Genomic DNA, 17,553 nt, shown 5'->3' with positions numbered 1-17,553 from the left:
ACTCATGGAATGGGAGTGAAGCATGATCCCCAGGATTAGGCACTGCGGAATGGGTAACGCTACCTTTGCCTCATGAACGAATCTATCGGCTTCATTCGCGCTTTTGATGGGAGCTGGGCATGACCTGGGTCGACGATATCGGCGCGGGCGCGCGCAGCATACTCTTCATTCATGGGCATCCATTCAACCGCTCGATGTGGCAACCCCAGGTTGATGCGTTGCGCGGTCGCCACCGGCTGGTGGTCCCCGATCTAAGGGGCTACGGCGATTCTCCGGTCTTACCGGACGGGCCGGTCACTCAGGAACAATTCGCCTCCGATCTGGCAGAGATCCTCGACGAACGGAAAATTCGCAAGACGATTGTTGTCGGGTTGTCGATGGGGGGACAGATTGCCATGGAGTTCGGACGGCGATTTCCCGATCGTGTGGAGGGGATGGTGTTGGCGGCCACCTTTGCAGAAGCAGAGACACAAGAAGGCGTCGCCGACCGGTTTCGAACAGCGGAAAGAATGGAACGAGACGGGATGGCACTCGTGGGCTGTGAGGTATTGCCAAGACTGATCGGCAAGAGCTCCATCACCGCAATGCCTCACCTTGCTGCCTCGGTGTACCGGATGATCTGCGCCACTCGCCCACAGTCCGCGGCTGCGGCGGTGAGAGGCCGCGCGATGCGACGTGACTACCGCGATGCCCTACGCGGCTTCACCTTTCCTTGTCTGATTGTGGTTGGAGATGAAGACTCTTATTCGTCGGAAGCGCAGGGGCAAACCATGAAGGCTCTGATTCCCAGGTGCAGGCTTGAAGTCTTGTCTCGCGTTGGGCACTTGCCCAATCTCGAACAGCCTCTACGATTCAATTCGTTACTTGAGCAATTCATCGCTCGTTTGGACTGATCGGGCAAACACGGGCTCCATCAACATGATTCGCAACATACAGGGCGGGCGATCATTTTCGTCCTTACAGATAAAACAGCAAAAGCGTAGTTCGGAAGAACATTTCTTCCCCACGCTTTTTGCTGCTTCCTCTTTCACGATGGGCCGAGAGTACGTAACAAGCCCATGCCGTACGTTTTTAACTTTCAACTCTTATTTCAAGGCTTTCTCCACCGCGGCTTGTGCCAGCGGTTCCATCACCGCATATCCGGCGTCATTCGGATGTACGGTCTTGTCCGCGGCGAGGTCTTCCTTCATGCCACCCTCGTTGTCGACCAGCGCGGGATAGTAGTTCAGGAAGGTGAGCTTTTCTTTCGTGCAGTACTGTTCGATCCACTGGTTCAGCGTGCGGATGGTTTCGGCCGGCTGGACGTCAGGGTTCCAGCCGAACTTCTTTGCCGGTAGCACGCTGGCCAGCACCACACGGATGTTGTTCGCTTTGGCGATGGCCACCATGCTGGTGATGTTGTCCTGGATCATCTGCAGGTTTTCCGGGCCGGTGTTGCCGGCGACGTCGTTGGTTCCTGCAAGAATGACCACGGCGACGGGCTTCAGGTGGACGACGTCCTGCTCAAAGCGAATGAGCATCTGCTGGGTCGTCTGTCCGCTGATGCCGCGGTTGATCCAGGGTTTGCCGGGGAAGAACTTTCCGCTGCGGCGTCCCCAGGCATCGGTAATGGAGTCGCCATAGAAGACCACCCGCTTTTCGCCCGGAGCCGGAGGCGCGAGCTTGGCGTTATCCTCGCGGTAACGGCTGAGCTGGGCGAAGTCCAGAACGCGGCCCTGCAGGCCGGCGATGGTCTTGTCGGTCGGCATGGAGATCTGGTCCGGCACCGGCGGCTTCTGTACTGGTACCGAGACCGGGGTCGCCGGGGCGGCGGCTTCGGCAGGTTTCACCACCTGCTGCTCCGGTACGGGGTTCTGTTCACTTGCCGGAGCCTGGCACCAGGCCACACCTACACTCAGTCCAAGGGCGATTACAGCAAAGCGGCGCATCCCATTCCCTCCACGATTCACCATTCAATCATGTTGCGCAGGCGCTATGGTTCTGCCCGGGTGAATCATGAACCAAACAAACCACTTTTGCGCAACCTTGGGTAGGCTATATCGTCAAATGTTCGGATGATACGGGCCATTTCCACACACGTTTTTCTGGAGCAGCGGCTCCATCCTGGCCTCCTCGACGCCCTTGCGTCCGGGGGAGCAGAGGCTATTGAGATCTTCGCCGCGCGCCATCACTTTGATTACACAGACCGTTCCGCCACCCGCGAGCTGGCGAACTGGTTCCGCTCGAACAATGTGCTGGCTACTTTGCACCAGCCGTTGCACGACCGCGCCCACTGGTCCCGCGACCTGTCCCAGACGGTCAACCTGATCGATCCGGACAAATCAAAGCGCATTCACGCGATGGACGAGATCAAGCGCTCGCTGGAGTCGGCCGATTTCATTCCGTTTGAGTCGATTGTGCTGCACCTGGGGCAGAAGGGTGACACCTGGTCGCCGCGCGCGCTGGAGAACTCTCTGTCGGCTATCGAACACATCAAGGCCTTCGCCGGTCCCCTCGGCATCAAGACGCTGGTCGAGACGCTGGACAACGATGTCACCTCGCCTGAGCATCTGCTGGAGATTCTGCACGTCGGCCATTTCGACACGGTGAACATCTGTGTAGACCTGGGGCACTGTCATCTGCGTCCCAACGGCGTGGAAGAGGCTCTGACCCTGTTGGCGACGCGTATCCGCGAACTGCATCTGCACGACAACCAGGGCGTGAAGGATGAACACCTGTGGCCCGGCAGCGGTGGCATCGACTGGAAGAAGACAGCCGAGCTGATTACCGCCCTTCCGCAGACACCCCTCGGTGTCCTGGAGATCACCCACGAGCTGCACGAGACCGCTGAGACTGCGTCGCAGAAGGCCGTAGAGGCCTGGAAGCTTCTGGGAGTTTAGGGCGCGCGGAGCCCATGGATGGCGCACCCAGTTTCGAGGCCAGTCCGAGTTCTGAGGTCAGGTTGAGCGGTAACCCGCGACCCCGGGGCTAGAATGGAATCCGCAATGAGTGATTCCGCAGTCTCCGCAGCCCCCCTTGCCACCATCGCCTCGCTTGCCCAGCACGAAGGCCAGACCGTCACCTTGCGTGGGTGGCTCTATAACCTTCGCGAGAGCGGCAAGCTCCTCTTTCCCATCTTCCGCGACGGTACCGGCACCATCCAGGGCATTGTGCCCAAGGCGGCCGTGCCGGAAGAGGTCTTCACGACCATCAAGAACCTGACGCAGGAGTCGTCGGTTGTTGTCACCGGCAAGGTGCGGGCGGACAAGCGCGCTCCTTCGGGCTTCGAGCTCGATGTCGAAAATATCGAGGTTATCCATCGTATCCCCGAGGAGACGCCCTTCCCCATCTCGCTGAAGGAGCATGGCGTCGACTTCCTGATGGAGCATCGTCATCTCTGGATTCGCACACCACGGCAGTCGGCGATTCTGCGTATCCGCGCCACCATCATGCGCGCGGCGCAGGAGTACTTCGACACCAACGGCTTCATCCGCACCGATCCGCCTATCCTGACGCCGAACGCCTGCGAAGGAACCTCGGAGCTCTTCGAGATGGACTACTTCGACCAGGAGAAGGCCTACCTGACGCAGAGCGGCCAGCTCTACATCGAGGCCACGGCGCTGGCGCTGGGCAAGGTTTACAGCTTCGGCCCGACCTTCCGCGCGGAGAAGTCGAAGACCCGCCGCCACCTGACCGAGTTCTGGATGATCGAGCCGGAGGTGGCGTATCTCGATCTCGACGGTCTGATGGAGCTCGCCGAGAACTTCGTCTCGCACATCGTGAAGCGCGTGCTCGAAGGCCACCAGGCAGATCTGAAGGTGTTGCAGCGCGACGTCGCGAAGCTCGAGGCCATCCAGGCTCCCTTTCCGAAGATCAGCTACGACGAAGCCCACGCCATGCTGGAAGAGGCCTACAAGCAGGGCGCCATCGAGCATCCACATACCTACGGTGATGATTTCGGCTCTCCGGATGAGACCTACATCTCCAGCCAGTTCGATCGCCCGGTAATGGTGCATCGTTATCCGGCGGCGGTGAAGGCCTTCTACATGGAGCCCGACCCGAAGGATCCGACCAAGGCCTTGTGCCTCGATGTGCTGGCGCCTGAAGGCTACGGCGAGATCATCGGCGGCAGCCAGCGTGTTTCGAGCTACGAGCTTCTGAAGAGCCGCATCGAAGCGCACAACCTGCCGCTCGAGGCCTTCCAGTGGTATCTGGATCTCCGTAAGTACGGCTCCGTGCCGCACTCCGGCTACGGTATGGGCATTGAGCGCGTGGTGGCCTGGGTCTGCGGCCTCGACCACGTCCGCGAGACCATTCCGTTCGCGCGCACGCTGAACCGGATCTATCCGTAATCGGTCGAGGAGAAGAGATGTCAGAGAAGAGTAAGTCTGGTCGGTTTGACACGACTGCGATTGCCCATTCCTTTCCAGATCAGGCAACGTCTCTTCTCCTCGATCACTACATGACCGATGAACCAGAGGCGAGTACACGCATCTTCCGCGTCTACCGTCCAACCCCACCTCACTTTCATAAGCTGAGCAACGAGCATCTCTACGTGATCTCAGGCCGCGGCACCTTCTGGATGGAAAGTCCGGAACACATCAGTGAGTTCGGTCCCGGAACCTTTCTTGTCTTCAAGAAGGAAACGGTGCATGCCATGCCCGAGATCTTCGAAGGCCCGGTCGTCTTTCTGGCCATCGACACACCCCGCCGCGAGCCCACCGATATTCACTTCGTGAATCCCGAAGACGGTACTCCGCAGAGCTTCATTCAGAACAAAGACGGCTACTAAGGCCCGATTCAACCATTCAACGATTCAACTATTCAACCGTTCTTACTTCGACAGATAAGCCTCATCATCAATAAACACCGCTCCCGGGTGCTGGCCCTGCTCTTCGAAGACAACGGTATAGCTTTCCGGTGGACCGTTCATCGGCTGCAGCACCATCGTGTATCCGCTGATCCGGTACGTACCTTGTGACGGAGCATGTTTTCCGCCGACGGTGCCCTGTGCGCCCGTATTGGAGAAGCTGGCTCCGGTGAAGCCCTGCTTCTGATAGCGACCGTCCGGGGTGAAGGTGATGAATTTTTCTGATGAGACAGCATTGGAACTGAAGGCCGTTTGCCCTACTGAGGCAAAGAAGCTGCGGTATCGTCCGTTCAACTTGAGGTCGCCGTTCACCGGCCCGACGTAGTTGTATTTGCTGCCTTCGCTCTCCAGAGAGCGGCCGGCGATGTAACTTCCTGTGCTCTCCGCCATCAGGCCGAAATCGTCGGGCCAGCGGAACGTCACCGCGCCGCCCTGCAGATCGTAGCTACCGCAGTCATTCGCCTTCTTGGGGTCATGGCAGAGCCCGGCGAAGTCCATGTCCAGCACATGGCCGCCAGAGGGAAGATCACGATAGGCGCGGCCTCCTGGCAGCAGCACAACGTACTTGCGTTCTGCGCGGGTATCCATGCCTCCGAAGGCGTTAGGCATATTCGTGATGGTCGAGTACCAGTAGACACCGGTGGCACTGCCACTGCCGTGGTTCACCAGCGGATCCCATGGGCGGACACCGTTCTGCGTGCGGAAGGTGAGCGATGAAACTACCGAGGTCAGCTCCTTCTCGGCGTCGTACAGGCCGCCGTAGTGGTCTGTCGAGAGCAGCATGATGACGAAGATCTGGTTCCCCGGCAGTTGCATGCCAACTGCACGCAACGCGGCAGATTTCCCGGAGCGGAGTTGGCTGCCATCTCTGACGTGAAAGGCAGGCAGACCGGTGCGTGTCATAGCCGGGTAGATGTATTTCAGTTCGGGTGGTTTGCCGGGAAACAGGCCGCGTACGGTGGCTGCGAAGCTGGTCTTGAAGTCGCCCTGCATCGGCTTCTGTTCGAAGACGATGATCTGCACCTCGCCGCGGTCTTTCGTGGGTCTCTGATAGAGAGCCTCCGTGGCCGTTGCTTTGCCGGCACGCCAGGTGGCAGGCACGGTAAAACTGGCATCACCGACCTGGCCGGGGCCGCCCGGTGCTGTGGCCATCGTGGGCGGCGCGGCTGGCGGAGTGTTTCCAGCGGTGGGCGGTAGTGGCGACGGAGCCGCATCTGCCGTTGTGGCGGGCGGCGTCTGCTCTGGCTGGGCCGTCTGCGGGGCTGCAGGAGCAGGCGATGTTGTACCTCCTCCAGCCAGTTGAGCCAGCTCCTGCGCGTGCTGCTGCGATGGATCGAAGGTCGGGGTGGAGAGGGTCTTCCGCAGGTCCAGGCACAGCACAATCGCTTTGTTCCCCTGTTTGCGGAGAGCCTGTGTCGCGCTGGCTGACGCCTCGTCCATCTTTCCTGGCTCCGCCCTGGTGGAGATGGCCTCCCAGTGATTGCGCTGCTTCCACTCGCTGAGCGCCGCCTGATACTGCTGTGCGCTGCGCGCATTCTTCTGTGTGCAGAAGGTGGTGATCGTCTCAGCGAATCCGCCGCTTTGATGATCTGGTCGACAAGCGCATCAGGGTTTTGCGCAAGAGCGATGGCGGACGCGGCAGCGAGCAGGGGGAGAGCAGCAAGTCGGACCATGTCTTGAATTGGAGGGGTGTAAGGTTTCGTCGGGTTGCCGACGGATCGTGAATGCAGATTGAAAACGTCCTTCGCTGATGGTTGTGCACTGCAGTTGCAGCACCTGGCGGTGGTATCCCAACGGTTAACCTCTCGCGACACTTCCTTCGCCCGCCGTCAGGCCGTACCCTCGTAAGTGATGAAAAAGAAGCTTCGCGTCGGCGTTTTGTTCGGTGGCCGCAGTGGTGAGCATGAGGTCTCCCTGCGTTCTGCCGCTTCCATCCTGAAGGCTATGGACCCCAAGAAGTACGAGGTCGTGCCCATTGGCATCACCAAGCAAGGCCAGTGGCTCAATGGTGGAGGAGCTCAGGCGCTGCTGGAAGGTGAGACGGCGGTGCAGGAGTCCGATGCTGGTGTCACCATCATTCCGCCCGCACCAAAGGTGAAGCCGGCAAAGAAGTCTGCCAAAGGGCTTGCTCCGGCGGCTGCTGCTGCAGCTGACGCGCACGGACTTGATGTAATCTTCCCGGTCCTGCACGGCACCTTCGGCGAGGACGGAACCATCCAGGGTCTCTTTGAGCTCGCGGATATTGCTTACGTTGGCTCCGGTGTCCTGGGATCGTCGACCGGCATGGACAAAGACGCGATGAAGCGCATGTTCCTCGCCGAGGGCCTTCCCATCACGCCGCACGTCACGGTGCTGCGCGGTGAGTGGAGCTCCGATGCGAAGCGTGTCACTCGCAGGATTGAGAAGAAGCTGCAGTACCCCGTCTTTGTGAAGCCGGCGAATCTGGGTTCTTCGGTCGGCATCAGCAAGGTGCATGATCGTAATGAGCTTGCAGCAGCCATGGACCTTGCAGCTTCGTATGACCGCAAGATCGTCATCGAGGAAGGTGTTGGCGGAGCGGGTGTGAAGCCGCGCGAGCTTGAGGTTGCAGTCCTGGGCAATGATTTTCCGGAGGCTTCGGTCATCGGCGAGATCGTTCCTGACCGTGAATTCTATGACTATGAGTCGAAGTACGATTCCACCAGCACCTCCGAGCCGGTGATCCCGGCGAAGCTCACGAAGAGCGAAGCGAAGACGATCCGTGAGATGGCGATTGCTGCTTTCCGTGCTTGCGACTGCGCGGGCCTGGCGCGCGTGGACTTCCTGATGGAGCCTGCGGTCAACACCAAAGGAAAGAAGATCAAGAACCCGAAGATCGTGTTGAACGAGATCAACACCATGCCGGGCTTCACCTCGATCAGTATGTATCCCAAGCTGTGGGAGGCGACTGGACTTACGTATCCTCAGCTGATCGATCGCCTGATCCAACTCGCACTGGAACGCGAGCAAGAGAAGAAGCAGACGAACTTCAGCCGGTAAGCGAGCATACTTGGAGTGGTTGTGGCTCGAGTTGGCGATGAATACATTTGTTGCCCCGCTCTTTCGTCGCAGGAGAAAGGGTGGGGTATCGCGCAAAGCGCGATTGCCTTGCTTAAGGGGACGGCTTCACAGTTTGCGGAAAAACTCTTTTCGTTTTTCGGGGATTGTCGTAAGAGAGAGGTATGCGGGGAGAAGAAGCGAAGCAGAGCGGGATGTTCAGTTACGTAACGATGGAGCAGCGGATCGCATCGGATCATCCGGTGCGGAGGATCCGGACTATGGTGGATGCGGCACTGAAGCGGATGGATGGTGAGTTGTCGCAGCTTTACGCGGCGACAGGGCGACCATCGATCGCGCCGGAACGTCTGCTGCGTGCGCAGTTGCTGATGGTGCTGTACTCGATTCGCTCGGAACGGCAGTTGATGGAGCAGCTGAACTATAACCTGTTGTTCCGCTGGTTCGTGGGCATGGAGATTGACGATCCGGTGTGGGACGTGACGGTATTTACCAAGAACCGGGAGCGTCTGATCGCCGGCGAAGCCAGCCAGAAGCTTCTGCTGGCGGTGCTGGAGGAAGCTAGCCAGCACAAGCTGCTCAGCGAAGAACACTTCACGGTGGACGGCACGCTGATCCAGGCATGGGCCAACCGGCGCAGCTTCCATGAGAAGGCCGATCCTCCGGACCGTGGGACGGGAGCGGGTGGTAAAAAGCTACTGCGTGATACTCATGAGTCCTCTACCGATCCGGAAGCGCGGCTGTATCGCAAGAGCTCCAGCGGAGCATCGGTTCCCAGCTATCTGGGCCATGTGATCACCGAGAACCGCAACGGTCTGGTGGTGGCGGCCATGGCCACACAGGCCGGGACGACAGAGGAACGTGCAGCGGCTCTGAAGATGTTGAAGCGGATCAAGCGTAAAAAGCGGATCACGCTGGGAGCCGACAAGGGCTATCAGTACGAGAAGTTCATCAAGGCCCTGCGCCGTCGCAAGGTCAGGCCGCACGTGGCCGAGTATGAGCCGAACCCCAAATGGCCCAACTGGCTCAACAGCAAGGAACGCAGCGAGCCGGGATATGCGATCAGTCAGAGGAAACGCAAACTGGTTGAGAAGGTCTTCGGTTGGATGAAGCTGGACCGTTCGATGCGACAGACCAAGCTGCGTGGGCTACGCAAGGTGGACTGGATGGTACAGCTCATGGCCGCAGCCCATAATCTGCTGCGGCTGGTGAAGCTGATACCTCCCATCCCAGCACAGTCATGACACGGCCGTAGTGTGTCTAAACACCCTCTAAACCCACCCAAACCGCATAACAACGTGCCATAGAGAACCAAAACAACTCACCGATCCCTCACAACAGACTGACCCGCAGGCGAAAAGACGCGTTTTTCCGCAAACTGTTCAGCCGTCCCGTCAAAGACACACTCGACAATGGGGCTTCAGCCCCTGAGGGCAATCAGCATACAACCGTACCTCAGCGGCTTCTATGAGACGGCTGTATGGGTCAAGTTTTTTCCTTCATAGAGTTTTTGTATTTGCAGTTGCGGTTGTGTTTTGGATTCATCTCGGGGCTTCTATCCGCACTCGCAGTGAGCCGCTAAGGGACTCGGTGCCTGTTGGGACCCGATGGTGATGAATTGGGGCTGCTATCTGAAGCACGACCTGTATGGCCCAGCCGCTGAGCGCAGTCACCCGGACACGAGATTGTTCTGCTTTGGCCGATCCGCGGTTCAGGCTACGGTGGCCATTGCAGGTTGAGGGAAGTGTTGGAAGCTCTGTCCGCTGCGCCACATGCTGTGCAACAGGACCGCCAGTTTACGGGCCACCGCCACGATAGCTCGCTTTTTTGCTCTCTTGCCTCCACTGGATGCCAGCTTGAGGCCCCAGCGACGCAAGGCTGAGTCAGGACCGAAGCGACCCAGGATGTATTGCGCCGACTGCACCAGCAGACTTCGTAAATATCGGTTGCCGGTCTTGGAGATGCCTAACTCCGGATCCGAGTCCCCCGACTGACTTTGTCCGGGTCGCAGACCGAGCCACGCACCTGCGGAACGGTTGCTTGCTATATTGGGCCGGTCCAGCGTGAGTACATACGTGGCCGCCACCACAGGACCCACGCCTGGAACCGTACGCAGCACACCGATCTCCGGATACCTGGTACCCAGCTTTTCGATCTGTTCTTCCATACTGTCGATCTGACGGTTCAACGTCGCGATCTGCTCCAACAACGGAACCGCTACCGTCGTCAGCACAGACGGAATCGATGCCCGCACCCGCACAGGAAACGACTCGGTGGAACAGGCCGGCAGACGGCCACCGGCGCTTTTGACCAGGCCACGCAACGCGTTGACCAGCATCGTCCGCGCACGTACTAGCGTAGCCCGCGCCTGGATCAGGTTCAGGTCCTGCTGCCGCTCCATGCTGCGGTGAAGCAGCGGCGCCAGCAACTTAGGATCAGACGCCGCGAAGCGAGCCAGCTGCTCGGCATCGTTGCGATCGTTCTTCGATTCACTCGAGCTGATCGCCGCGATCTTGCGCGCATTGGCCACGATCACCTGATGACCTAAAGACTTGAGCAAACGGCTTACCCACGGAGAGTGCGTGCCGCACTCCAGTGCTATTCGCTGCCGCTCCTCGCCCTCGAAATGACGTCGGAACGCCGCCTCCGTACTCTGGATACGACCTTCCTCCATCACTTCCTTCGCTGCGTTCAACAGACAGTAGTGGCTGTAACGGTCCCCTAAATCAAGCCCTACCGTCAGCGCTGGCCTGTCACTCCCCATTTCCTTTAACCACTGCGCTTTGCTAACCTTCTTCATCGGCTGGTCTCCTTGAGCACCCCGAGTGCGTGCGAACAGCTTAGCTGCTTCGCGAGGCCAGCCGTCTCATCCCATCTGAAGCCGCTTCCTTTCGGCGCCTGTACGACACGGCTGAAGCCGTGTCCTTAAGAAAGGCATTCGCACCTGAGGTGCGAACCAGCTACGCAGTTAGTGATTCACCTGGCCTCCTCCAAATGAACCGGAAAAATCGGTTTCTATCTGGCCAGCAACGCTGGACAAATAAAGCGCCAAAGGCGCTTTGGTCTTGCTTAAGGGGACGGCTTCAGCCGTCCCGTACCGGCTGCAAAAGGAAGCGGCTTCAGCCACTGAGGGCAATTCCATGGGTAAACGAATACCCACCAAAACAATGGAACAAACACAAAGGCCGCGCTTCACGCGCGGCCTTTGACCATTCAACAATCCAACCATTCAACCCGCCTCGCCAGAGGCGCGCTACATCCCAGCAACAATCCCGGCGCCGCGGACCGCGGTACCGGTCGAGTCCTTCACCACCTCAATCGAGAAGCTCTGCAGCGGACTCATCGTCACCATCTGGTGCACATAGTTTTCCAGCATCGGCAGATCGATATAACGCGTGTTCGTGCCCGTCAGATAGAACTTGCCGGGCCCGGTCATGTGAATACTGCTCGCCGTGGCCGCCGCCAGCGCCTTGTGCCACAGCTTCTTGAACTGCAGGCAGCGCTCGTCGCCCTTCTTCGCCATTTCGAAGACCTCTTCCGGCTCCAGGTCCAAAAAGCGCATGCGCATGGCACGATGGCCCATGATGCCTTCCAGGTGTCCACGCCCGCCGCAGCCGCAGTAGCGTTCCTTGTCATCGAGCGTGACCACCATATGGCCACCCTCCCACACTCCGTCGATGAACGGATACCGCCCGTAGCCGATACCTCGTCCGAGCGTCCAGACGCGAATCATGCGGTCGAGCTTGCCAAACTGCGCCGCCAGACCGGCAGCCATGGCATCGGCATCGTTGATGGTCTTTACGTTCGTATCGAATCCGCGCTCGTGCAGGGCAAAGCTTACCGCCTGCTGAATCTTCGCGCCCTTCAGTTGGGGCAGGTTCGGAGCCTCTTCCACGACGCCTTGTCGGACCAGGCCGGGCAGGCCAAGCCCCACGGCAGTAATGTCGCTGTGGCCCTGTGCAATGTCGAGGATACGGTCGCACAACAGCTCTACCAGGTCTTCATGAGGCTTCTCGACCAGTGCATTCGTCTCCGACCGGTTCTCCGGAAAATGAGTGGTCGCACCCACCAGCGCGTTGTCTTCCACCACGCCGGCTTCAATTCCTTCAGTGAGCATGATGCCTATCGTCTTCGCCATGGCCCTTTCCTTGCTCCGTTTTCACCGCCACTCTAACCTGTGCCCGGCCTCGGTGTCACTTTTCCTGCATCCGAGAAGGTACGAGGGTCATCTAGTGATACGAGTCGATATTTCGATATCGAAATAAATGGAGGGTCGTCATGAAGGTTGTTGTGTATGGAGCTAAGGGTAAGTCGGGCGTTGAAATTGTGAAGGAATTGGTGTCGCGCGGACATCAGGTGGTGGCGGTGACCCGTCACGCAGACTACAGCGCACCGGGAGCCACCAGCACGGTGGATGACGCCGGCCACCCGGACAAGATTGCAGCCGTCGTACGCGGCGCTGACGCCGTAGTAAGCGCCCTGGCGCCGCCGATGACGGATACCGACCAGATCGTCGGCCTGACCGATCGCGTGGTCGAAGGCGTCTCGCTAGCGGGCGGTAAGAACAGCGGACCTCGCCTGCTGGTGGTAGGCGGAGCCGGCAGCCTCTACGTCACCGGGCAGGACGGCAAACGTGTCACGCTGCGCGACAGCGGCTATCTTCCGGCGGAGTGGCTGCCGATCGTCGACTCGCATATCAAGGTCCTCGACAACCTCAAGAAGAACCAGACCGTCGACTGGACTTATTTCTCCCCCGCAGGCTTCTTCGAAGTCGGCCCCCGCAAGGGCAGCTTCCGCCTGGGCAAGGACGACCTGATCGTCGGCGAAAACGGCAAGAGCGAGATCTCGTATGCCGACTACGCAATCGCAGTCGCCGATGAGCTGGAGAAACCGCAGTTCCGTGGTCAGCGGTTTACGGCTGCTTACTAATTGAAGGATGGAATGAGTGAAGGATTGAATAAGGGCCGCGCGTAAGCGCGGCCTTTGTATTACCCGCCGCGAATATCTATAACAACTCATACACCGGGTGACCCATGTCCCGATTCTGGGACGTGGGTATTCGCGCTGTGCGCGAACCGTTTCTAAATGAACTTCTCTGCTTTCTTTTTCTCCCCGCCGCTTTCTACGCCCGTTTGGGCATAGACTTGGAGTAGCCCTTCCTGCTCGCTTCCTTCTGATTGAAGCTCTTGTCACGAGACGAGCCCGCATTTCGCGAACGTTCAAGGCTTTTCCGACTGGAGTTTTCTTTATGCGATCTGAACACGTATACCGGGCATTGACCCGCATCCCGAACCGTTTCCGTCTCTGCCAGGCCACTGCTCGCGTCACCCGTGTAACGCACATGCCGCAGACCCGCACCGAAGATACCGTAAACAACGTTCTGGGAGACATCAGCAAGGGCAAACACGGCAACGTCTTCGAACCGGTCGCGATCAAGCCGACCCCGGCGCTGGATATCATCACCTTCTAGCGATCGTCATCGCGAACGCGAATGGGGCGCCGCTCTGCGAGAGCGGCGCCCCATTTGCATTTTCGATCTTCTTGATACACTCGGCATGTGAACGCGCGCCTGCGCCAATCCGGATTCAGAAGTGTCGTTCTTGCCGTTCTGGCAATCGCGCTTCTGCTCCTGCTGGCAGTCCCTCATGATGCAGGGTTCGCGTGCTGCCTCATCCTGCTAACCGTCTTTGTCTTCGGCATCCCCAAAGAGAAACAGGTTCGGCTGGCCGCGGTTTCACCCCATAGACGGCGACTTACTCCAGTACGCCCCACACGCTTCCAGCGCCCGCCTCCCTCGCCTTCCGTTTAGAGCACATCTCCCTCCGCAGTCCTGACGGCCTGCGGCTGCGTGGTTGTTTGCCAGCTCATGCGAGGCGATTTCATGGATCTTGATTTATTGCTGATGCGAGGCCTGGACGAGCTCGCGGTTGTGTTTCTGTGTCTCTTCTTCTATCGACGTTTCCGCTACCGGTGGAACAAGCGCCGAGGCAAATCCCGCTGGGGCTTCTATCCCTCCACCGCTGCAGTCGGGAATGCGCTGCAGGAGCTGCAGACCATGGCGCAGCCACAGGTGCAGTATGTGCTGGAGGAGAAGTTAGACGAGCCCGCTGAAGACGATGACGAAGCCGGCCCCGACGACCCGACGGCACATCTGCGGAAGCAGGCCAAACGGATTCGCAGAGGAGAGCGAATTGAACGGCTTACAGTGCGGCTTCGGTAGAAGTCAGATGGTGAAGCTTTCCGGCGGGAGCCGAGGAAGGGTGCCACATACGCGCCGCGGGGCCTCAACGAACTTGTTCGTTGGGGTGCAAGCTTATGTGGGTCCATCGGGGTCCCCGGAGAACCTGTTCTCTGGGGTGATCTATCGGGGTCCCCGGAGAACTTGTTCTCTGGGGTGATCTATCGAGCAAAGCTCGATCCGTCTAAAATCCCACCATGCCCAAAGGTCTCAAGCGATTCCAAAACTTCGGGCATATTCATTTCGTTACGTTCAGTTGTTATCAACGCCGGCCCTATCTCAGTACATCCCAATCACGTGACCTTTTCGTTAGGACTCTGGAACAGACCCGTCAACGGTATCTGCTCCCAGTGCATGGTTATGTCGTCATGCCCGAGCATGTTCATCTTCTCCTCGGAGAACCGCCGGAACATCCCCTATCGATTGCCATTAAAGCCCTCAAGTTATCGGTCTCAAAACAATCCCAGGAGAGGCCGTTCTGGCAGCATCGTTACTACGACTTCAATGTCCTCACAACTGTGAAGGTCAAGGAAAAGCTCCACTACATGCATCAGAACCCTGTCGAACGTGGCCTGGTTCCACTTGCGGAGTTGTGGAAGTGGTCGAGTTACGACTTCTACACCATCCGGACAGAACTTCCCGTGAAGATCAGCTAGAGGCTGGATACCGGGTGCCCCACATACGCGCCGCGGGGCCTCAACGAACTTGTTCGTTGGGGTGCAAGCTTATGTGGGAGATTCGCGCTTCGCGCGAACCGTTTTTCCTTCGTCCTCAGGTAGAGCGCCTAAAAGCCGGTCGAGCTAACGCTCGATAGATCACCCCAGAGGGGACCCCGATACCCACATAAGCTTGCACCCCAGCCAGCGAAGCTGGCCGGGGACCCCGCTTCGCGTATGTGGGGCACCCGGTGCATGGGTGCTCGAACCCCTCAATTCCCCGACGGAGCCTCAACGTGGTCGACGACCACAACGTCATACATCCCCTTCTTCGCCGCGAGCTGCAAGCCGAGCTCACCTTTGAGCGCAGCACTCAGCACAGACATGACACTCGGACGTTCTTCCTGTGTCGTAGGACCGGTATTCACATAGCGGCGGAAGTCGACTGCGATGTCATACCGTCCGCTAAGACCGGTCTCATCCGCCACCGGGCCATCGAGAGGACTGGCGAGATACGCCGCCAGATCCTTCATGGTGAAGCTGCGGGCGGTAAATCCGATCTCGGAGTTCTGGTGGGTCGGCTCGCCCTCGGCGGCTGCGGTATGCATCGCGGCGGAGTCCTTCACGCCCCCTGGAGCGGCGGAGAGCACATAGCCCCGCATCTCGCGCTGCTCGTGGTGCAGAGTGAGATGAAACCGCTCCGCCAGCAGCCCCTGCAGCATACGCCGCAGCTCCGCATCTCCAAGATCCCGCCCGGCAGTGGCCAGAATGTCATACCGCTCTCCGGAGAGATTCGTACCACCCACAATCTGCGCGGTGGAGATGCCGTAGGCATAGTGAATGCAGGACTTCAGCGTGACATCATGCAGCCGAAGCGTCCCATGAGCAGCCGAGATGGCGCCATCACGCTCGTTAGGAACAGACTCTTTGGTGGGATGAATGCTGGCCGCCTCGAAGCCATCCTGCGCATACGCGGCGAGCGAGCAGAAAAGGAGGAGAGTTGATACACGAAGCATAATGATGCTACGCAACTAGCTATCGAAAGTTCCGCTGCCACCATAGGCGTCTATGGGGAAAAATTGACTCGTCGACTCCTACCGAATATTGAATAGGGTATCCATCATTGACAACGGCCAAATAAACTGTTCTGCTGCCTAACAACTACAGAGCAGAAGAGGAATATTGTGGTCCAGACGCCAGAGTTAGCTAAAGCAGTCGCTTCCATCCCACAGCGCTCGGAGAAACAAAGCGACAGCCAAAAGCTAATGGGAGCTTTTGTTGACCTTGGGATCCTTCCCCAGATCAACAATATTAACAGCCAGATAATTTACGGACGACGAGGGACTGGTAAGACTCATGTGCTTAAAGTTCTGCAGAGCCAACTGACAGCCGCGCCGAGATGCTGCGTCATATATATTGACGCCCGAACATTTGGTAGCACTAGCCAATTCTCTGACGTATCTATTGGGTTGTCCGCACGATGCACAGCCTTGTTCAGAGATTTTCTTGCAGAGCTTTATAACGGCTTCTTGGAATTTGTGGTTGCAGAAGGCGGCAAAAACGTTGATCTTGCACTCGACGAAATCAATAATCTCGCAGAGTCCGCGACCCAGCCGATACAGCTCACAAAGCAAGACTCCGCTACAGCAAATGATTCTAAAAAAGGGACCTCCGAAACCGGGGGAATAATCAAATCGGAACCATCTAAGCTGTTTAGCCTCGAAGGCAAGGCTGGGAGAACTACATCAACCGAACAAAGCACTTCTTCCACTTACCGATTCGAATACATCGATAAAGTCATCTTCCCTGCGATAAGTACCCCTATCAAGAACCTCACGTTGCTCTGCAATGCCACCTTCTACATTTTGCTGGATGAGTGGTCCTCTATTCCCATCGATATCCAGCCGTACTTCGCGGAATTCCTAAAACGCTCGGTGATTCCTCTCACAAACGTCGCAGTCAAAATTGGTTCTCTGGAATACCGCTCCGACTTTGCGATCAATACAGAGAGAGGATTTATTGGCCTTGAAATGGGGGCAGACATATCTGCGTTTCTGGACATCGATGATTACTATGTTTATGATCGCAATCCCGAGCGCATTACGGATGCCTTCGCGGACATGCTCGTGAGACATCTTAGAAATGAACTTCCCGAAAACTATTTGGAGGGCATTGGCATAGAAACAGGCGCGAAGCTTGCAAGCAAGCTCTTTACCGAACGAAAGGTCTTTCAAGAGCTTGTGCGGGCCTCGGAAGGGGTTATTCGCGACCTCATCAATATCTTCTCGAAGGCCTATTTCTTCGCGCATAGAAAGGGCAAGGATAAGATTGAACGGGATGCCGTTCTTGAAGCAGCTCGCCAATGGTTCGAGCAAGATAAAGAAAGAAATCTGAGCGAGCGACTAAGGATCGTGTTGCGCACCATCACAGATAATGTGATCGGCAATAAACGCGCTCGTTCTTTTCTTCTGCCGCGTGAACTAGCGAATCACCCAGTGATTCACGAGCTGTTCGACCTACGAGTACTTCACCTAGTTCAAAGAGGCTATGCCGACAAGGACAAACCCGGAGTACGATATAACATCTATTCACTAGATTACGGAACATATGTAGATCTTATGAATACAAGCCGACGTCCCGAACTAGGGTTCATCGAATATCCTGCAGAAGCGGATAACAAGGATTATGTTGTCCCATTCGATGACAAGAGAAGCATCAGGCGAATCATCCTAGGAAAAGAAATTCTTGATGATGCAGGGATCGTTGATTAGTCCGAT

The 17,553-nt window shown here is 57.8% G+C and carries 16 protein-coding genes; 11 read left to right on the top strand and 5 right to left on the bottom strand.

The window, feature by feature from the left end; all coding sequences use genetic code 11:
* Positions 1-119: 119 nt before the first annotated feature.
* Complete coding sequence (locus FTW19_RS04610; protein WP_147646548.1) at positions 120-893, top strand: alpha/beta fold hydrolase; 774 nt, start codon at positions 120-122, stop codon at positions 891-893.
* Between the two features lie 192 nt (positions 894-1,085).
* Here FTW19_RS04610 and FTW19_RS04605 read toward each other — a convergent pair whose 3' ends face one another.
* Positions 1,086-1,928 (bottom strand): SGNH/GDSL hydrolase family protein, encoded by an 843-nt coding sequence (locus tag FTW19_RS04605; protein ID WP_246153563.1) that lies wholly within the window; start codon positions 1,926-1,928, stop codon positions 1,086-1,088.
* Between the two features lie 126 nt (positions 1,929-2,054).
* On the opposite strand from FTW19_RS04605, the gene FTW19_RS04600 reads away from it, so the two are divergent.
* From FTW19_RS04600 to FTW19_RS04590, 3 genes are all read left to right on the top strand, one after another.
* A complete protein-coding gene (locus tag FTW19_RS04600; protein ID WP_147646547.1) occupies positions 2,055-2,879 on the top strand; it encodes a sugar phosphate isomerase/epimerase family protein in 825 nt (274 codons plus the stop codon).
* A gap of 105 nt (positions 2,880-2,984) precedes the next feature.
* Positions 2,985-4,331: an asparagine--tRNA ligase gene (gene asnS / locus FTW19_RS04595; protein WP_147646546.1), complete on the top strand. Its 1,347-nt coding sequence runs from the start codon at positions 2,985-2,987 to the stop codon at positions 4,329-4,331.
* A 17-nt stretch (positions 4,332-4,348) separates the two neighbouring features.
* Positions 4,349-4,771 carry a cupin domain-containing protein gene (locus tag FTW19_RS04590; protein WP_147646545.1) on the top strand — a complete coding sequence of 141 codons (423 nt, stop codon included), beginning with the start codon at positions 4,349-4,351 and terminating at the stop codon, positions 4,769-4,771.
* A 42-nt stretch (positions 4,772-4,813) separates the two neighbouring features.
* On the opposite strand, the gene FTW19_RS04585 is transcribed toward FTW19_RS04590, so the two are convergent.
* A complete protein-coding gene (locus tag FTW19_RS04585; RefSeq protein WP_147646544.1) occupies positions 4,814-6,289 on the bottom strand; it encodes a hypothetical protein in 1,476 nt (491 codons plus the stop codon).
* A gap of 411 nt (positions 6,290-6,700) precedes the next feature.
* Between FTW19_RS04585 and FTW19_RS04580 the strand changes: the two genes are divergently transcribed.
* Entirely contained in the window at positions 6,701-7,867 is a 1,167-nt protein-coding gene (locus FTW19_RS04580) for a D-alanine--D-alanine ligase family protein (protein WP_187143277.1), read from the top strand.
* Positions 7,868-8,049: 182 nt separating this feature from the next.
* Entirely contained in the window at positions 8,050-9,126 is a 1,077-nt protein-coding gene (locus FTW19_RS04575; protein WP_147645881.1) for an IS5 family transposase, read from the top strand.
* A gap of 467 nt (positions 9,127-9,593) precedes the next feature.
* Here the strand turns inward: FTW19_RS04575 and FTW19_RS04570 are convergent, their stop codons facing one another.
* Both FTW19_RS04570 and FTW19_RS04565 read right to left on the bottom strand, forming a co-directional pair.
* On the bottom strand, positions 9,594-10,682 hold the full coding sequence (locus FTW19_RS04570) for an IS110 family transposase (protein ID WP_246153538.1): 1,089 nt from the start codon (positions 10,680-10,682) through the stop codon (positions 9,594-9,596).
* A gap of 453 nt (positions 10,683-11,135) precedes the next feature.
* Positions 11,136-12,020 carry an ROK family protein gene (locus FTW19_RS04565; RefSeq protein WP_147646542.1) on the bottom strand — a complete coding sequence of 295 codons (885 nt, stop codon included), beginning with the start codon at positions 12,018-12,020 and terminating at the stop codon, positions 11,136-11,138.
* A 140-nt stretch (positions 12,021-12,160) separates the two neighbouring features.
* Here FTW19_RS04565 and FTW19_RS04560 point away from each other — a divergent pair, with 140 nt between their 5' ends.
* The 4 genes from FTW19_RS04560 to FTW19_RS04545 all read left to right on the top strand — a co-directional run bounded on the left by FTW19_RS04560 (position 12,161) and on the right by FTW19_RS04545 (position 14,776).
* Positions 12,161-12,811, top strand: a complete 651-nt coding sequence (locus FTW19_RS04560; RefSeq protein WP_147646541.1) for an NAD(P)-dependent oxidoreductase — start codon at positions 12,161-12,163, stop codon at positions 12,809-12,811.
* 319 nt (positions 12,812-13,130) lie between these two features.
* Complete coding sequence (locus FTW19_RS04555) at positions 13,131-13,352, top strand: hypothetical protein (RefSeq protein ID WP_147646540.1); 222 nt, start codon at positions 13,131-13,133, stop codon at positions 13,350-13,352.
* A 411-nt stretch (positions 13,353-13,763) separates the two neighbouring features.
* Positions 13,764-14,102: a hypothetical protein gene (locus FTW19_RS04550; protein ID WP_147646539.1), complete on the top strand. Its 339-nt coding sequence runs from the start codon at positions 13,764-13,766 to the stop codon at positions 14,100-14,102.
* 215 nt (positions 14,103-14,317) lie between these two features.
* Positions 14,318-14,776, top strand: a complete 459-nt coding sequence (locus tag FTW19_RS04545; protein WP_147646538.1) for an REP-associated tyrosine transposase — start codon at positions 14,318-14,320, stop codon at positions 14,774-14,776.
* Positions 14,777-15,048: 272 nt separating this feature from the next.
* On the opposite strand, the gene FTW19_RS04540 is transcribed toward FTW19_RS04545, so the two are convergent.
* The gene (locus tag FTW19_RS04540) at positions 15,049-15,792 is read right to left on the bottom strand and encodes a TIGR03435 family protein (RefSeq protein ID WP_147646537.1); all 744 of its coding nucleotides are present in this window, start codon (positions 15,790-15,792) and stop codon (positions 15,049-15,051) included.
* Positions 15,793-15,960: 168 nt separating this feature from the next.
* Here FTW19_RS04540 and FTW19_RS04535 point away from each other — a divergent pair, with 168 nt between their 5' ends.
* Positions 15,961-17,547 carry an orc1/cdc6 family replication initiation protein gene (locus FTW19_RS04535; protein WP_147646536.1) on the top strand — a complete coding sequence of 529 codons (1,587 nt, stop codon included), beginning with the start codon at positions 15,961-15,963 and terminating at the stop codon, positions 17,545-17,547.
* Positions 17,548-17,553 lie beyond the last annotated feature (6 nt).

The organism is Terriglobus albidus (genome assembly GCF_008000815.1).
Taxonomy (GTDB): domain Bacteria; phylum Acidobacteriota; class Terriglobia; order Terriglobales; family Acidobacteriaceae; genus Terriglobus; species Terriglobus albidus_A.
Note: the sequence above shows the minus strand (reverse complement) of the source record. Positions and strands in the feature narration are given on the sequence as shown.

What these genes read in the sequence shown, in the direction of transcription:
- FTW19_RS04610 (WP_147646548.1), top strand. Translation starts at nt 120, where the DNA reads ATGACCTGGGTCGACGATATCGGCGCGGGCGCGCGCAGCATACTCTTC.
- FTW19_RS04605 (WP_246153563.1), bottom strand. Translation starts at nt 1,928, where the DNA reads ATGCGCCGCTTTGCTGTAATCGCCCTTGGACTGAGTGTAGGTGTGGCC.
- FTW19_RS04600 (WP_147646547.1), top strand. Translation starts at nt 2,055, where the DNA reads ATGATACGGGCCATTTCCACACACGTTTTTCTGGAGCAGCGGCTCCAT.
- asnS (WP_147646546.1), top strand. Translation starts at nt 2,985, where the DNA reads ATGAGTGATTCCGCAGTCTCCGCAGCCCCCCTTGCCACCATCGCCTCG.
- FTW19_RS04590 (WP_147646545.1), top strand. Translation starts at nt 4,349, where the DNA reads ATGTCAGAGAAGAGTAAGTCTGGTCGGTTTGACACGACTGCGATTGCC.
- FTW19_RS04585 (WP_147646544.1), bottom strand. Translation starts at nt 6,289, where the DNA reads ATGGACGAGGCGTCAGCCAGCGCGACACAGGCTCTCCGCAAACAGGGG.
- FTW19_RS04580 (WP_187143277.1), top strand. Translation starts at nt 6,701, where the DNA reads ATGAAAAAGAAGCTTCGCGTCGGCGTTTTGTTCGGTGGCCGCAGTGGT.
- FTW19_RS04575 (WP_147645881.1), top strand. Translation starts at nt 8,050, where the DNA reads ATGCGGGGAGAAGAAGCGAAGCAGAGCGGGATGTTCAGTTACGTAACG.
- FTW19_RS04570 (WP_246153538.1), bottom strand. Translation starts at nt 10,682, where the DNA reads ATGAAGAAGGTTAGCAAAGCGCAGTGGTTAAAGGAAATGGGGAGTGAC.
- FTW19_RS04565 (WP_147646542.1), bottom strand. Translation starts at nt 12,020, where the DNA reads ATGGCGAAGACGATAGGCATCATGCTCACTGAAGGAATTGAAGCCGGC.
- FTW19_RS04560 (WP_147646541.1), top strand. Translation starts at nt 12,161, where the DNA reads ATGAAGGTTGTTGTGTATGGAGCTAAGGGTAAGTCGGGCGTTGAAATT.
- FTW19_RS04555 (WP_147646540.1), top strand. Translation starts at nt 13,131, where the DNA reads ATGCGATCTGAACACGTATACCGGGCATTGACCCGCATCCCGAACCGT.
- FTW19_RS04550 (WP_147646539.1), top strand. Translation starts at nt 13,764, where the DNA reads ATGGATCTTGATTTATTGCTGATGCGAGGCCTGGACGAGCTCGCGGTT.
- FTW19_RS04545 (WP_147646538.1), top strand. Translation starts at nt 14,318, where the DNA reads ATGCCCAAAGGTCTCAAGCGATTCCAAAACTTCGGGCATATTCATTTC.
- FTW19_RS04540 (WP_147646537.1), bottom strand. Translation starts at nt 15,792, where the DNA reads ATGCTTCGTGTATCAACTCTCCTCCTTTTCTGCTCGCTCGCCGCGTAT.